The sequence below is a fragment of the Streptomyces sp. NRRL F-5122 genome, from assembly GCF_001507435.1.
Taxonomy (GTDB): domain Bacteria; phylum Actinomycetota; class Actinomycetes; order Streptomycetales; family Streptomycetaceae; genus Streptomyces; species Streptomyces lannensis.
Genome location: NZ_LMWH01000239.1, coordinates 26,812 through 41,576, shown reverse-complemented (window position 1 = coordinate 41,576; position 14,765 = coordinate 26,812). Strand labels below are relative to the sequence as shown.

Sequence of the window (14,765 nt, the reverse complement as noted above, 5' to 3'; positions counted from 1 at the left end):
TAATGGCCCCTCAGTCCCATTCCAGGCCGCCGCGCCGCCATACGTACGCGTACGCGACGAAGACGGTGAGCACGAAGAGCAGCATCTCCACGAGCCCGAAAACGCCGAGGGCGTCGAAGGTGACGGCCCACGGATAGAGGAAGACGATCTCGATGTCGAAGACGATGAAGAGCATCGCCGTCAGGTAGTACTTGATCGGGAAGCGCCCGCCACCGGCCGGCGTGGGGGTCGGTTCGATACCGCACTCGTACGCCTCGAGCTTGGCGCGGTTGTACCGCTTCGGACCGATCAGCGTGGCCATGACCACGGAGAAGATCGCAAAGCCTGCCCCGAGGGCTCCCAGTACGAGGATGGGCGCATACGCGTTCACCGCTCCTCGCTCCTCTCAGTCGGCACTGACTGCTGGCGGTTGCGCCGGGTTCGCGGCCGCCCCCTCTGTCCCACGAACCCCACTCGCCCCAGCGAAGATCGCGTACATGTGAAGCAGGTCACAAGCCCAACTGCCCCGCATCTTATGCCCGCCGGTATGTGATCTGCGACACGGGGGTCACCACGTACTTTGTGATCTCCACCACCCGGCGAAGGATCATGAAGTCGGATGAGCGGTGATCTTCGTACGCGAAGCAGTCGAGCGATCACCAAGAGGTGACATTTTCGCTCGTCGTCGCTGGTCGGAGCCGTTTGGCACTATCAAAGGGAAGTCGCTCGAGGCAAATTCGCCCTGGGCACGATCCCTTGATAATGGACTCCGTTCACACGTCAGTGGGAGGCGTGAGGACGGATGTGGACGTGTGCACGCGTTCACGAGCCGGAGGCACGTCCTCATGGAGAACGGGGTGCGGATGCGGGCGGACGCGAAGAGCACCACCCGCGCGCGGGACGCCGCCGCAGCGGCGACCGTTCCGTGACCTGCACCACATCGGAAGATGATCCGATAAGCGGGGCTTGGCCACCTGGGTCGACCGATGGTAGGCGCAGAGCAATCCGGACGTAACGACGAAAGGCCGTGATCACGGGCTTGATCACTACTGTCCACAATGTCCGTTACGGCGTCAATAAGGATTGACGCGAAGGGGATTTGAGGTGTCGATTGAACAACTGTGGCGCACCACACGTTTCTTGAAGGTATGGAGGAGCCCCTGATACCGCTTGTTCTCATGTCCCACACCGCTCACATACGCAGCCACCGGAAGCCCCGCAACCGCAGCGCGTCGACGATCGCGATGCGGGCCGGGGTTGCCGGGGGCGTCCTCGGTCTGGCCGCCGCCGGAGCTTCGGCCACGGCGAATGCCGCCGAGCCGGTGACGCAGACGCTCGAACTGCCCACCCTGACCACCGACCTGGCCCAGCAGGTCGCGCAGTCCGCGGCCGCAACCCAGCAGGCCGCGGCGAACTACCAACTGCAGGCCGAGCGTGACGCGGCCGCAGCAAAGGCCGCAAAGCAGGCAAAGGCGGACCTCGCCGAGGCCAAGAAGAAGGCCGCGGAGGCCAAGCGCAAGGCCGAGGCCGCGCGCAAGGCCGCGGCGGCCGCCGCCTCGCGCAGCGCCGAGCGCACCGTCCTCACCGCCGCGTCGAACAGCACCGCGACGAGCACCTCCGCGGCGACCGGTTCGGCTGCCGCGGTCATCGCCTTCGTCAAGGCGCAGGTCGGTGACTCGTACGTCATGGGCGGCACCGGCCCCAACTCGTGGGACTGCTCCGGTCTTGTGCAGGCCGCGTTCAAGCAGGTCGGCGTCAGCCTTCCGCGCGTCTCCCAGGGCCAGTCGACCGCCGGTACCCAGGTCTCGCTCAGCAATCTGCAGCCGGGCGACATCCTCTACTGGGGCGGTGCGGGCAGCGCGTACCACGTCGGCGTGTACGTCGGCGACGGCATGTTCGTCGGCGCGCAGAACCCCTCCACCGGTGTGGTGGAGAAGCCGCTGTCGTACGACCCGCCGTCCGGCGCGGTCCGGGTGCTCTGAACAAGCAGCCGGGAAGTCATGGGGAGTGAAGGGCCGCAGCCGCTCGGGGCAGCGGCCCTCCTCCTCATCCGAGGTCGAAGGTGTTCGGCAGGCCGAGGCGGTAGCGCACCTCGTCGACGCGCTTGAGGGGCTCCATCTCCGGCGGTCGGTACAGCTCCCAGATCCGGCACCGTTCGGCCTCGGAGCCGTCCCGGTCGAGCAGCGCGTTGACGGCGCGGCGCGCCGACTCGTTGGCGCCTTCCATCGTCGCCAGGTCCACATCGGTGCGGACGTAGTCGCCGGCGAGGAAGAAGTTCGGCACGGCGGTCCCCGCCGACGGGCGGTTGTAGAGCGTGCCCGTGGGATGGATCAGGAGTGGCTCGCGGTTCTGCGGATCGGGGCCGCCGAGCCCTGTCACGGCCGGATCCATGAACCAGCCGAGCCGGTCGGCGTCCGTCAGCACCGTCTTGCCGGAGTCGTTCAGCGCGTCCTTCAGCTGCGCCCAGCACTCCTCGACGATCTCCTCGCGTGTGCACTCACGGGCCTTCTTGCCGTACAGGATGCCCGGCTTGTCCCACTCCGAGACGATCACGGACAGGCAGTCATGGGCGGTCCCGTCGCCGTAGTCCTCCGAGAAGTTCCGAACGTCCCAGAACTGCGCCTGCCCGATCCCCGTCACCGACCAGGGTGAGTCGAGGCAGTTGATGTGCCCGTGGACGACGGGCGTCGGCGTGCGCAGATAGAACTGCACACCGGTCATCCAGTCCGTCTGCAACGCGTCGCACCGGGCGAGCTGCGGGTCGGCCGCGCGCAGGGCGGCGCCCCAGGTGCGCCGGGCGTGCTCCACGGGCATGGCCGAGACGTAGTGGTCGGCCGTGACGGTGCGTTCGACGCCGCCGTCACGGGCCGCGACCCTGACGCCGCTGACCTGCCCGTCCTCGCACAGCACCTCTCGCACTTCCGTGCCGAGCACGAACGCGACGCCAAGGGAGCGCAGATGGGCGGACCACGGGTCGATCCAGGCCTCGCTCGTCGGGGCGTCGAGCACCCGGTCGATGTCCGCGTCGCCGTCCATGCCCCGGCCGAGCAGGCCCCACAGCAGCAGCGCCTCGATGATGACGCGGCCGACGGTACGGGTGGAGGCGATCTCGGCACGGGTGGCGACGAGGTTGCGGGTCTGCCCGACGCCCAGGAGCGTGCCGTACTCCTCGCTCATCCTCTCGGCGCGGATGAAGTCCCACCAGGTGGTCTTCTCCCATTGGTCCTCCCGGCGCGCGTCGCAGCTGGTGAGGTGGACGAGGACGCGGTCGGCGAAGTAGGCGGCCTCGTGCGCGGGCAGCCGGCTGCCCAGGTCGAGGACGGAGAGGATCTGGTCGCGGAGCCACGACGGCGTGATGTCGCCCGGCGCGGGCGGCGTGGTGACCCGTCGCAGCGGGAAGTGGAGATCCGGACGGCCGGCCCCTCGGGCGAAGAGCGCCTCCGTGCCGCCGCGGAGGTTGTCGTGGACACCGTTCGCGTTGCCGGGGAAGGGGATGCGGCGCAGGGTGTCCGGCAGGTTCCGGTAGAAGCCCGGGAAGAAGCGGAAGCCGTGTTCGCCGGGCAGCGCTCTGCGGCCGCCCGTGCCGGTTCCGGGGACGTCCATCGAGCGTGCCTTGCCGCCGAGCACGTCGTAGTACTCGTAGACGGTCACGGTGTAGCCGCGTTCGGCGAGTTCCTGGGCTGCGCTGAGTCCGGAGACGCCGCCGCCGAGGACGGCGACGTGCTTACCGGTGGAGGCGGCGGCGGTGTCCGGCCATAACGCGAAGGCCCCCACCGCACCCCCGGCGCCCGCCAGGAACCGTCTGCGGGTCGTTCCCTGGTGTTCTGTTGTCATGGATACGGGAGGGTAGGGAGAGCGGGCACCACGACGACAGGGGACGGCCGGCTCACCCACCGCATCCTCACAACGGTGCAGGATTCACCCGAAAGGGAACACAGGCGTGACGACGGGCGCCGGACCGGTTCCCATGACCGTCCGGCGCCCCCGTACCGCGGGTCAGGCCTTCGGGGCCACCTTCGACAGGCCGTTGATGACCCGGTCCATCGCGTCGCCGCCGGTCGGGTCGGTCAGGTTGGCGAGGAGCTTCAGCGTGAACTTCATCAGCAGCGGGTGGGTCAGGCCCCGCTGCGCCGCGATCTTCATCACCTTCGGGTTGCCGATCAGCTTCACAAAGGCGCGACCCAGCGTGTAGTAACCGCCGTAGGTGTCCTTGAGGATCTTCGGGTAGTTCCGCAGGGCCATCTCGCGCTGGGCGGGGGTCGCGCGGGCCAGGGCCTGGACGATGACGTCCGCCGCGATCTGGCCCGACTCCATGGCGTACGCGATGCCCTCGCCGTTGAAGGGGTTCACCAGACCGCCCGCGTCACCGACGAGCAACAGGCCCTTGGTGTAGTGCGGCTGGCGGTTGAAGGCCATGGGGAGGGCCGCGCCTCGGATCGGGCCCGTCATGTTCTCGGGGGTGTAGCCCCAGTCCTCGGGCATCGAGGCGCACCAGGCCTTCAGCACCTCGCGCCAGTCCAGCTCCTTGAAGGCGGCGGAGGTGTTCAGGACGCCCAGCCCGACGTTCGAGGTGCCGTCGCCCATGCCGAAGATCCAGCCGTAGCCCGGCAGGAGCCGCTCCTGGCCGCCCCTCCGGTCCCAGAGCTCCAGCCAGGACTCCAGGTAGTCGTCGTCGTGGCGGGGGGAGGTGAAGTAGGTGCGCACCGCGACGCCCATGGGGCGGTCCTCGCGGCGGTGCAGGCCCATCGCCAGGGACAGGCGCGTGGAGTTGCCGTCGGCGGCCACCACCAGCGGGGCGTGGAAGGTCACCTCGCGCTTGTCCTCGCCCAGCTTGGCGCGCACGCCGGTGATACGGCCGGTGCGGTCGTCGACGACGGGCGCGCCCACGTTGCACCGCTCGTACAGACGCGCTCCGGCCTTCTGCGCCTGCCGCGCCAGCTGCTCGTCGAAATCGTCGCGCTTGCGGACCAGACCGTAGTCGGGGTACGAGGCGAGGTCGGGCCAGTCCAGCTGGAGCCGCACCCCGCCGCCGATGATGCGCAGGCCCTTGTTGCGCAGCCAGCCGGCTTCCTCGGAGATGTCGATGCCCATCGCCACGAGCTGCTTGGTGGCACGGGGCGTGAGGCCGTCGCCGCACACCTTCTCGCGCGGGAACGCGGTCTTCTCCAGCAGCAGGACGTCGAGCCCGGCCTTCGCCAGGTAGTAGGCGGTGGTGGAACCGGCTGGCCCGGCCCCGACGACGATCACATCGGCGGTGTGTTCGGTAAGGGGCTGGGGCTCGGTCACGGCGGGTCTCCCCAAGGCTCGACGACGGCAACGGCGACACGGCACCGGCAGCGGTGAATGCGCCGAAAACATCGGCGAAAACGATGTGCTGACGGGCACGGGACATGGGCAGTCTATTCAGCGGTATCGATCCCCTGGCTGAAGGGCTGCCCTCCGTGAACCGAGCTCTCCCCGACGTGCTGCTCCGCGTTCCCAGCGACGAGGACGCCTTCGCCTGGCACAGGATCTTCAACGACCCCGAGGTCATGAAGTTCCACGGCGGCCGGGCCGCCGAGCTGTCCGTGTACGAGGAGCTCACCGCACGCCAGCGCAGACACGACGCCGAGCGCGGCTTCTGCCTGTGGACCATGCTCGACGACTCGGGCGAGGTCATCGGTTTCACGGGCGCGCAGCCGTGGCCCGGTGGGTGGGGCCCGGAGGGCGAGATCGAGATCGGCTGGCGGCTCGGGCGGGCCCACTGGGGCAGGGGCTATGCCACCGCGGCGGCGCACGCCACGCTGGAGCGCCTGCGGGCGGCGGGCGTGCCCCGGGTCGTGGCGATGGTCCTGCCCGCCAACGAGCGGTCCGTCGCGGTGACCCGGCGCCTGGGCATGGAGCTCGCCGAGGTGTTCACGCACCCCACTCTGGGAGGGCCCGCGCACTGCTACCGACTCGATCTGTGACGTTCGGTAGTCGACTGCTACAGAAAGACACGTGACGCTTCCGAGCGGCACCTCGGCCGGTTACCCTTCCAGTACCGCTGGGGGTGACATCTGTGCGCATAACACCCAAACCACCCGAAACACCCGAAGTGCGTGTGCCGCGGCTGGTCGGCCTGATGGCGATGGACGCGCGCGAGGCCGCCGCCAAGCAGGGCGTGCTGCTGGCCGCACCCGACCGGCCGGAATTCCATCTCGTCGTCGTCGACTACGTCGTCCGTCAGTACCCCTTGCCCGGCGCCGAGGTACCACGCGGCGCCGTGGTCACCGTGTGGTTCGATCTCGGCGAGGGCGAGGGCGGCGGGGGCGCCGGGGTCCGCGAGCCACGCCTGCCCATTCCGCCACCGGGCGGACTGCGCCGCGAACTCGACGAACCGGGCAGCGCCTTCGAGGTGCTCAGGTGACCTGACGCCGCACAGGCGAAGTCGGGTCCGGGTTCTTGGCGCGGGCGCCTCAGATCTCCTTGAAACCGCGGTGCAGCGCCACGATCCCGCCCGTGAGGTTCCGCCACGCCACCGACGACCAGCCCGCCGTGCGCAGCCGCTCGGCCAGGGCGGGCTGGTCGGGCCAGGCACGGATGGACTCGGCGAGGTAGACGTACGCGTCGGGGTTGGAGGAGACCGCGCGGGCCACCGGCGGAAGCGCGCGCATCAGGTACTCGGTGTAGACCGTGCGGAAGGGGGCCCAGGTCGGGTGTGAGAACTCGCAGATCACGACCCGCCCGCCGGGCTTGGTCACCCGGTACAGCTCACGCAGCGCCGTTTCCGTGTCCTGCACGTTCCGCAGGCCGAAGGAGATCGTCACCGCGTCGAAGACGTCGTCCTTGAACGGCAGCCGTGTCGCGTCGCCGGCCGTGAACGGCATCCAGGGAAGCCGCTTCTTGCCCACCTGGAGCATCCCGAGCGAGAAGTCGCAGGGGACGACGTACGCGCCCGTGCGCGTGAAGGGAAGGGACGAGGTCGCCGTGCCGGCGGCGAGGTCCAGGACCTTCTGCGCGGGGCGCGCGTCCACGGCCCTCGCGACCTCCTTGCGCCAGACCCGGTCCTGTCCGAGCGACAGCAGGTCGTTCGTCAGGTCGTACCGTTCCGCCACGTCGTCGAACATCGAGGCGACTTCGTGCGGCTGCTTGTCCAGGGATGCGCGGGTCACGGTCCCCATTGTGGCAGTACGGGGCGGGCGGGCCCGAGGCACCCGGCCCGTACGCCGGGCGTCCCGCTCCCCGAGGCCGGGCGGCCGCTCCGGGCCCTCCTCGCCGGACCACCGGCACCGGTCGCGGCGCGAGGTGACGGCTGTCCGGTACCGGCGGCGGTACCCGGCCGCCGCCGAACCGTTCGCACCACGGTTCGACGGCCCGGCTCGACGCCCAACGGCACGGGGCGGAAGCGGGGTTCGGACACCTCGCGCCGCTGACGGGTCGGCCCGTCAGCGGCGCCGGTACACGAGCCGCCCTGCGAGGACCGTCGCCACACAGGTGCCCGCTCCGCACTCGGCGAGCGCGGCCTCGTTCGGGACGTCGAACACGGCGAACGTCGCGTCCCGGTCCGCCACGCCCTCGGGCGGAAGCGGCGATGCCGACACCTGCGCCGGACTCCGTCCGGCCAGCGGGTCGAGGGACGGCGGGCCCGCGGGACGCTCCGAGCGCTCCCGCCGCCGCATTCCGGCGCGATGCACGGCGTCCACCACGGCGGGCCGAGACAGCCGGCCGGCCACGGCGACGGTTCCGTGCGCCAGCATCCGCTGCACTCCGCGCCGCGCGCTCGCGCCCCAGCGTGTGTCGCCGACCGCCAGAGCAGCGAGGGCCTCGCCCGTGATCGGCTCGGTGCCCAGCTCGTCGGCCTCGCGCGGATCGGGGTGGTACGCGGCCTCCAGCAGCTCGGGCCCGTGCGGATTCAGCAGCCCGGGCGTGAGGAGTCCCGGCCAGCGCCGCACCCGGGCCGTCGGATGCGCCGCCGCCAGTTCCTCGTACGCGCCGACGCCCGCGCACCGTCTTCCGTCGACGAGCACCGCGCCGCCGGGCACGGGAGGCCGCCGGTCCCCCGTGATCAGGAGGCCGGCGGCATGGATCGTCAGCACGCGCGGGCTAGTTGGAGGCGAGAAGCTTCAGTTCGGGATGGGCGGTTCCACCCTCGATCGCCGTCGACGAGATGTGGGACATGACACGCTCGTCGACCGGGTCGTCCGCCGGGTCGTCGTGGACGGCGAGGTGCTCGTACGTCGTCGAACGCTGGGCCGGGACGCGCCCCGCCCTGCGGATCAGGTCGATGATCTCGAGCCGGTTGGACCGGTGCTTCGCCCCGGCGGACGAGACCACGTTCTCCTCGAGCATGATCGAGCCGAGGTCGTCCGCGCCGTAGTGCAGGGACAGCTGACCGACCTCCTTGCCGGTGGTCAGCCACGAGCCCTGGATGTGCTGGACGTTGTCGAGGAACACACGGGCGATCGCGATCATCCGCAGGTACTCGAAGAGAGTGGCCTGGGTGCGGCCCTTCAGATGGTTGTTCTCGGGCTGGTAGGTGTACGGGATGAAGGCCCGGAAACCGCCCGTGCGGTCCTGCACTTCACGGATCATCCGCAGATGCTCGATACGCTCGGCGTTGGTCTCGCCGGTGCCCATGAGCATGGTGGACGTGGACTCGACGCCCAGGTTGTGCGCGGTCTCCATGATCTCCAGCCAGCGCTCGCCGCTCTCCTTGAGCGGGGCGATCGCCTTGCGCGGCCGCTCCGGGAGGAGTTCGGCACCGGCACCGGCGAAGGAGTCCAGACCGGCGGCGTGGATGCGCGTGATGGCCTCTTCCACCGAGACGCCGGAGATCCGCGCCATGTGCTCGACCTCGGACGCCCCCAGGCTGTGGATGACCAGCTGCGGGAAGGCGTCCTTGATGGCACGGAAGTGCTTCTCGTAGTACTCGACTCCGTAGTCCGGGTGGTGTCCGCCCTGGAACATGATCTGCGTGCCGCCCAGTTCGACGGTCTCCGCGCACCGGCGCAGGATGTCGTCGAGGTCGCGGGTCCAGCCCTTGGCAGTGTCCTTGGGAGCCGCATAGAAGGCGCAGAACCTGCACGCCGTCACACAGACGTTCGTGTAGTTGATGTTGCGCTCGATGATGTACGTCGCGATGTGCTCGATACCGGCGTACTTGCGGCGGCGCACGGCGTCCGCCGCGGCGCCCAGCGCGTGCAGCGGAGCGTCGCGGTAGAGGGCGAGCGCTTCTTCGGGAGTGATCCGCCCACCGGCGGCGGCGCGGTCGAGGACGGACTGAAGGTCGGCCTTCTCGGTCACCGGGCGTCCCTTTCGTAAGGGTGAGGAAATCGGGCGCGAGGCCCATTCGAAGCAAGGGGGTGGTGGGAGACGGGTGGGCGGACCGAACCAGCCTACGCCAGCGGTTTGGCGAGCCCCACGTCAGGCCGCGTACGCCCCGATCAGCAGCCCGACGAACGCGCCGGCGATGAGGAACGGCCCGAACGGGATCGCGGTCCGGCGGCCGGCCCGGCGGGCGAGGACGAGCCCGAGGCCGTACAGCCCGCCGAAGAGGAACCCGGCGAACGTCCCGAGCACCACGGTGGGCAGGCCGTACCAGCCGAGCACCGCCCCGAGCCCGGGCGCGAGTTTGACGTCGCCGAACCCCATGCCGTTCGGGTTGACGAGGAAGAGCAGGAAGTACGCGACGCCGAGCACGAGCGCACCGAGGAGCGCGGTGGGCCACCTCCCCGCGTGCTCGGGCAGGGCCGCGGCAGCGCCGAGCAGAAGCGGGGCGAGTGCGGCCAGCGGCAGGGTGAGGACGTCCGGCAGCCGCTGCACCCGGAAGTCCACGATCGTCAGCAGGACGCCGACGGGGGCGATCAGCAGCCAGACGAGCAGTTCGGGACGGGTACCCGTGGCGAGCGCGAGCACCGCGCAGACCAGCGCGGTGGCCCCGCACACGAGCGCGGTCCCGGGGCCGTACGGTCGTCCGTCCGCACATCGCGCCGGGCCGACCCAGCCGCCGATCGGATGCCCGTCGGGACACCGGTCCCTCCAGGGCTGCCCGGGCTCGACGGAGAGCCGGTAGGCGGCCCGGGGCACCGGGACCCCGGCCACCGCACCCCACAGCACGGCGCCGGCGGTCACCCAGAGGTCCAGATCCACGCCGACAGGTTAAGCGCCGGACCCTGCCCGACTCCGGCGAATCGTGGGTCAGCCGACCTTCGCCAGGCGCGAGGTCGGGTTGCCCGCGTCCGGGTTGTCCGTCTCGTACTCCAGGTCGGCGCCGGCCGGCGTCAGTCGCACCTCGTGCCGTCCGGTGGTGCACGTCGGCGGGTTGGAGGACTCCTTGGCCACGCTCGTGGCGACGAGCTGACGGTCCGTGACCCGCTTGAGGAGGAGTACGTCGTCGCAGATGCCGCCGAGTTGGTCGGTGGACCGGAAGAGCCCGATCTCCTCGCCCACCCCGGCCTGTTTGACGGTGACGCGGAAGGTGCCCGCGGGCAGGGTGCCCCCGAGGGCCGTCGCATCGCCCTCCCACGTCCCGAGATAGGCGGCGGGAACACCGGAACCACCGGTGCCCGGGGTGGCCGAACCATGGGTGGGCGCGCCCCCGGCCGCGGTGTCCTTGGCCGAGTCGTCCTTATCGAACATCCCGAGGAGAAACGCCGAACCGACCGTCACCGCGGCCAGCGCGCCCGCGACCGCCAGCGCGATGGTGCAGCTCATCCGCCGGCCGCGACCGCCGGTCCCCGGCACGGAGGTGGTGGCGAGGCTGACGGAGAGTCTCCCGGGGCCGTCGGCGGCGGACGGCACGGCGTCCTGCGGCTCCTGCTGTTCGCGCGGCCGCGGCACATGGGTGGAGGGCGCGCCGGAAGCGGTCATCACGGGCGGCGGACCGAAGACCCCCACGGGCACGGCGGCTTCGGCCCCCGCCGGAGCCACGTCCACGCGTGCACCGGCCGCCGGCGGCCCGGCCGCCGGCGCCCCACCGGATCGGGCCGGACCCGAAGGCGCCGCCTCCGCCTCCAGGTTCAGCAGCTGCACGGCCTTGCGGCTGACCTGTTCCACCAGCGGGCCGGGCAGCCAGCCCTCGGACACCAGGCGTGCCGCGCCCTGCGGGGCGAGGCGCCGGGCCACCTCCACGGGAGCGGGGCGCTTCGCCGGGTCCTTGGCGAGGCACACGGCAACCAGTTCCCGCAACTCGTCGTCGAGTCCGTTGAGTTCCGGCTCCTCGTGGACGACCTTGTACAGCAGCGCCGCAGACGAGTCGCCGGGGAAGGGCGGCCGCCCCGTCGCCGCATAGGCCAGTACCGCGCCCAGCGAGAAGACGTCCGCCGCTCCCGCGACGCCCTTGCCGAGGATCTGCTCGGGCGACATGTAGCCGGGCGAGCCGATGGAGACGCCCGTGGAGGTGATAGACGCCGTGCCGTCGATGGCGCGCGCGATGCCGAAGTCGATGAGGACCGGACCGTCCAGGGTCAGCAGGACGTTCGAAGGTTTCACGTCCCGGTGGACCAGGCCGAGCGCGTGCACCGCCACGAGGGCCTCCGCGAGCCCCGCGCCCAGCGCCCGCACCGCCGGAAGCCGCAGCGGGCCGGCGTCCGTCACCGCCGAGGTCAGGGAGGGGCCCGCCGCGTACCCGGTGGCGACCCACGGCACCGACGCCTCCGGGTCCGCGTCCAGGACCGGTGCGGTCCAGGCACCGCCGACCCGCCGCGCGGCGTCCACCTCGCGCCGGAACCGGGCACGGAACTCCTCGTCCAGCGCGAAGTGCGGATGCACGACCTTGACCGCGACCGTGCGCCCGCCGGCGCTGCGCCCCAGGTAGACGCGACCCATTCCGCCCGAGCCGAGTCTGCCGAGCAGCCGGTAGGGCCCCACTACGGCGGGTTCCCCGGCCTCCAGAGGCTGCATGCCCTCCACCCCTCCCCCGTACGACTCCCAGCAGCGTAGACCCCGGGGGCGTACGGACGGTGTCCTGCGTCCCGGGAGCCAGGAACAACTTCGCTACGGCTGGAGGAGCTTCACCTCGACGTCCGACGGGAAGCCGGTCGTCGGCCCGACCCGCCGCGCGAACTCGGCGACGGCCGCCAGCTGGGCGTCGCCGAATCGGAAGTCGAGCGTCGTGAAGTACCGCTCCAGGACCTGCTCGTCGAAGGACTCCCAGCGGGCCGCCTGCTCCGCGACCTTGCCGACCTCGTCCAGGGAGAGGTTGCGGGAGGCGAGGAAGGCCTCGTGGACCTTGCGGGTGATGACAGGCTCCCGGTCCAGGTAGTCACGCCGTGCGGCCCACACAGCGAAGACGAACGGCAGCCCCGTCCACTCCTTCCACAGCGTGCCGAGGTCGTGCACGGCGAGGCCGTAGCGCGGCCCGTCGTGGAGGTTCGCGCGCAGGGCGGCGTCGCCGATCAGCACCGCCGCTTCGGCCTCCTGCATCATCAGGCTGAGGTCGGGCGGGCAGGTGTAGTAGTCCGGCGTCACCCCGTACCGCTCGGCGAGCAGCAGCTGGGCGAGGCGTACAGAGGTCCGCGAGGTGGAGCCGAGGGCGACCCTGGCGCCGTCCAGCTGCTCCAGGGGCACCTGGGAGACGATCACGCAGGACATCACCGGTCCGTCGCAGCCGACCGCGATGTCGGGGAAGGCGACCAGGTCGTCGGCGTTCTTGAGGAACTCGACGAGGGTGACGGGCCCGATGTCGAGGTCACCCCGCACCAGCTGCTCGCTGAGCTTCTCGGGGGTGTCCTTGGTCAGCTCGAAGTCCAGGAGGGTGCCGGTTCTCGCGAGCCCCCAGTACAGGGGCAGGCAGTTAAGGAACTGGATGTGGCCGACGCGCGGCCGGGTGCGAGAATTGTCCACATCGCGAGACTAGACCCCGTGCGGTACCGTGGCGGCCCCAGGGTCCCCGAAGGGCCTGGTAAACCTCCTGGACCACTCTTGTCCACCTTTGGGACTACCATGTGATGCGGCGACGTCAATCCCGCCCACCACCCACTGGAACGTTCGGGTGAAGGGATCTTGACCTCTGTTGCTTTCGGCTGCCCCCGTGCTAGGCTCGCCGCAAGTTGCAGTTTGGTTTCCTTGCAGTACAGAGCCTGCGGAGCATGTGACCGCGGGCTCTCGTCGTTTTCAGAGACGTGCAGTTGTGCGGCGCTTAGTTTTCACACTTGCAGGTTCTGGAGCAGGGCAACCCTTTGGGCCCAAGGAGGGCTTATGGCTACCGGAACCGTGAAGTGGTTCAACGCCGAAAAGGGCTTTGGCTTCATCGCCCAGGAAGGCGGCGGCCCCGACGTCTTCGTCCACTACTCCGCGATCAACGCGAACGGCTTCCGCTCGCTTGAGGAGAACCAGCAGGTGAGCTTCGACGTGACCCAGGGCCCGAAGGGTCCGCAGGCGGAGAACGTCACCGCCATCTGAGTCACCGGTCTCGGAGATTCGGTCTTCGGTTCCAGGCCTTCGGCTCATCGAGTCCGATCGCTTCGATCCGGAACGGACAGCAGTACCCAAGGAGCCCCGTGCGCCACCCGGCGCAAGGGGCTCCTGCTTTTCGGTCGGCGTCCCTGCGCGGTACGTGATCGCGAGGCGCCGTGCGGTCACCAGGTCACGGGCAGCTCGAGCGGGAAGCGGCGGATCGTCTCCGTGTCCCAGTGCACGTCCTCCGGCGGCACCGCGAGCCCGAGGTTCGGGAACCGCTCCACCAGCCGCCCGACGGCCACCTCCAGCTCCGCCATGGCGAGCGGGACGGCGATGCACCGGTGCCCGCCCCAGCCGAAGGTCATGTGCGGCGCGGACGGACGCTCCGGATCGATCGTGCCCGGGTCCTGGTAGCGCTCGGCGTCCCGGTTCGCGGTCAGGTACGACACATGGACGAAGTCACCCGCCCGGATGAGCACGCCGTCGAACTCCACGTCCTCGAGGGCCACCCGCGGAATGCCGACCCCCTTGCGGAACGGGATGATGCGGAGCATCTCGTTCAGGACGTCCGTCAGGGTCTCGGGCCGGCTTCTGAGGTGCTTCATCAACTCGGGCCGGGTCAGCAGGAGGTAGGAGATGTTGCTGATCTGGCAGGTGGCGGTGTCCTGACCGCTGAGCACCAGTGTCAGCGCCATGACCGCCAGCTCCTGGTCGTCGAACGCGTCCTCGCCGTCCTTGGCCGCGGCCAGCGCGCTGATCAGGTCCTTGCCCGGAGTGCGCCGGCGCTCCTGGATCAGTTCCCCGAAGTACTCCCGCAACCGGGCCTTGGCGTTCGCGGCCGTCTCGCGCCCGTCCTGCCCCGTGGCGAGCAGCTGGTGGGCGTACTCCTGCATCCGGGGCCAGTCCTCCCGGGGGATGCCGAGGACGTCGTAGATCGTCTGCTGGGGAAGCCGGTTCGACAGGTGCTGGACCAGATCCGCCGGCGGCCCTTGTTCGGCCATCTCGTCGAGCAGCGTGTCCGCGAGCCGGACGATCTTCCGGCGCATCAGCTCCACATGCCGCTTGGCGAAGGCCTGCGACGCCAGGCGGCGCAGCCGGGTGCTGTGCGGCGGGTCCATCACGTTGATCGACTCCGGGGAGACGATGGGCTCCGGCGTCAGCCGCGGATAGTCGAACCCCATGATCCCCGCGCGGCTGAAGCGCTGGTCGGTGGTCACCTGCCGCACTCCCTCGAATCCGGTGACCAGCCAGGCGTCGGCGTCGCCGTACGGCAGCCGGATGCGGGTGATGGATTCGCGAGCCATGAGCGCCGCGAGCGTGGGATCGAACTCCAGCGCCTTGCTGAAGTCGAACGGACAGGTGATTGCTTCGCCGCTTGAGGTCATGGCGCAGTACTCCCTTTCCAGCCGCTTTCGCCGCTATTCCAT

At 70.3% G+C, this 14,765-nt stretch carries 14 protein-coding genes; 4 read left to right on the top strand and 10 right to left on the bottom strand.

The window, feature by feature from the left end; translation table 11 throughout:
• Positions 1-10: 10 nt before the first annotated feature.
• Entirely contained in the window at positions 11-370 is a 360-nt protein-coding gene (locus ADL25_RS25750; protein ID WP_007383963.1) for an NADH-quinone oxidoreductase subunit A, read from the bottom strand.
• A 787-nt stretch (positions 371-1,157) separates the two neighbouring features.
• On the opposite strand from ADL25_RS25750, the gene ADL25_RS25745 reads away from it, so the two are divergent.
• The gene (locus tag ADL25_RS25745; protein ID WP_059130231.1) at positions 1,158-1,961 is read left to right on the top strand and encodes a C40 family peptidase; all 804 of its coding nucleotides are present in this window, start codon (positions 1,158-1,160) and stop codon (positions 1,959-1,961) included.
• Positions 1,962-2,025: 64 nt separating this feature from the next.
• On the opposite strand, the gene ADL25_RS25740 is transcribed toward ADL25_RS25745, so the two are convergent.
• Positions 2,026-3,813, bottom strand: a complete 1,788-nt coding sequence (locus ADL25_RS25740; protein WP_059130201.1) for a hydroxysqualene dehydroxylase — start codon at positions 3,811-3,813, stop codon at positions 2,026-2,028.
• 162 nt (positions 3,814-3,975) lie between these two features.
• Positions 3,976-5,265, bottom strand: coding sequence for a geranylgeranyl reductase family protein (locus tag ADL25_RS25735; RefSeq protein ID WP_059130200.1), 1,290 nt, complete (start codon positions 5,263-5,265; stop codon positions 3,976-3,978).
• Between the two features lie 155 nt (positions 5,266-5,420).
• Between ADL25_RS25735 and ADL25_RS25730 the strand changes: the two genes are divergently transcribed.
• Both ADL25_RS25730 and ADL25_RS25725 read left to right on the top strand, forming a co-directional pair.
• Positions 5,421-5,927 (top strand): GNAT family N-acetyltransferase, encoded by a 507-nt coding sequence (locus tag ADL25_RS25730; protein WP_059130230.1) that lies wholly within the window; start codon positions 5,421-5,423, stop codon positions 5,925-5,927.
• Positions 5,928-6,055: 128 nt separating this feature from the next.
• Positions 6,056-6,367: a PASTA domain-containing protein gene (locus ADL25_RS25725; RefSeq protein WP_059130199.1), complete on the top strand. Its 312-nt coding sequence runs from the start codon at positions 6,056-6,058 to the stop codon at positions 6,365-6,367.
• Positions 6,368-6,416: 49 nt separating this feature from the next.
• Here the strand turns inward: ADL25_RS25725 and ADL25_RS25720 are convergent, their stop codons facing one another.
• The 6 genes from ADL25_RS25720 to ADL25_RS25695 all read right to left on the bottom strand — a co-directional run bounded on the left by ADL25_RS25720 (position 6,417) and on the right by ADL25_RS25695 (position 12,783).
• Positions 6,417-7,112: a demethylmenaquinone methyltransferase gene (locus tag ADL25_RS25720; protein WP_059130229.1), complete on the bottom strand. Its 696-nt coding sequence runs from the start codon at positions 7,110-7,112 to the stop codon at positions 6,417-6,419.
• Between the two features lie 273 nt (positions 7,113-7,385).
• Positions 7,386-8,036, bottom strand: coding sequence for a hypothetical protein (locus ADL25_RS25715; RefSeq protein ID WP_059130198.1), 651 nt, complete (start codon positions 8,034-8,036; stop codon positions 7,386-7,388).
• 7 nt (positions 8,037-8,043) lie between these two features.
• Positions 8,044-9,243: a cyclic dehypoxanthinyl futalosine synthase gene (gene mqnC / locus ADL25_RS25710; RefSeq protein ID WP_059130197.1), complete on the bottom strand. Its 1,200-nt coding sequence runs from the start codon at positions 9,241-9,243 to the stop codon at positions 8,044-8,046.
• A 120-nt stretch (positions 9,244-9,363) separates the two neighbouring features.
• Positions 9,364-10,089: a prepilin peptidase gene (locus ADL25_RS25705; protein WP_059130196.1), complete on the bottom strand. Its 726-nt coding sequence runs from the start codon at positions 10,087-10,089 to the stop codon at positions 9,364-9,366.
• Between the two features lie 48 nt (positions 10,090-10,137).
• Positions 10,138-11,841: a serine/threonine-protein kinase gene (locus ADL25_RS25700; protein ID WP_059130195.1), complete on the bottom strand. Its 1,704-nt coding sequence runs from the start codon at positions 11,839-11,841 to the stop codon at positions 10,138-10,140.
• A 93-nt stretch (positions 11,842-11,934) separates the two neighbouring features.
• The gene (locus ADL25_RS25695) at positions 11,935-12,783 is read right to left on the bottom strand and encodes a menaquinone biosynthetic enzyme MqnA/MqnD family protein (RefSeq protein ID WP_059130194.1); all 849 of its coding nucleotides are present in this window, start codon (positions 12,781-12,783) and stop codon (positions 11,935-11,937) included.
• A 354-nt stretch (positions 12,784-13,137) separates the two neighbouring features.
• Here ADL25_RS25695 and ADL25_RS25690 point away from each other — a divergent pair, with 354 nt between their 5' ends.
• Positions 13,138-13,341 (top strand): cold-shock protein, encoded by a 204-nt coding sequence (locus ADL25_RS25690; RefSeq protein ID WP_043442843.1) that lies wholly within the window; start codon positions 13,138-13,140, stop codon positions 13,339-13,341.
• 176 nt (positions 13,342-13,517) lie between these two features.
• On the opposite strand, the gene ADL25_RS25685 is transcribed toward ADL25_RS25690, so the two are convergent.
• Complete coding sequence (locus ADL25_RS25685; protein WP_059130193.1) at positions 13,518-14,723, bottom strand: cytochrome P450; 1,206 nt, start codon at positions 14,721-14,723, stop codon at positions 13,518-13,520.
• Positions 14,724-14,765 lie beyond the last annotated feature (42 nt).

Coding starts and splice junctions, on each gene's coding strand:
- ADL25_RS25745 (WP_059130231.1), top strand. CDS start 1,158: ATGTCCCACACCGCTCACATACGCAGCCACCGGAAGCCCCGCAACCGC.
- ADL25_RS25740 (WP_059130201.1), bottom strand. CDS start 3,813: ATGACAACAGAACACCAGGGAACGACCCGCAGACGGTTCCTGGCGGGC.
- ADL25_RS25700 (WP_059130195.1), bottom strand. CDS start 11,841: ATGCAGCCTCTGGAGGCCGGGGAACCCGCCGTAGTGGGGCCCTACCGG.
- ADL25_RS25690 (WP_043442843.1), top strand. CDS start 13,138: ATGGCTACCGGAACCGTGAAGTGGTTCAACGCCGAAAAGGGCTTTGGC.
- ADL25_RS25685 (WP_059130193.1), bottom strand. CDS start 14,723: ATGACCTCAAGCGGCGAAGCAATCACCTGTCCGTTCGACTTCAGCAAG.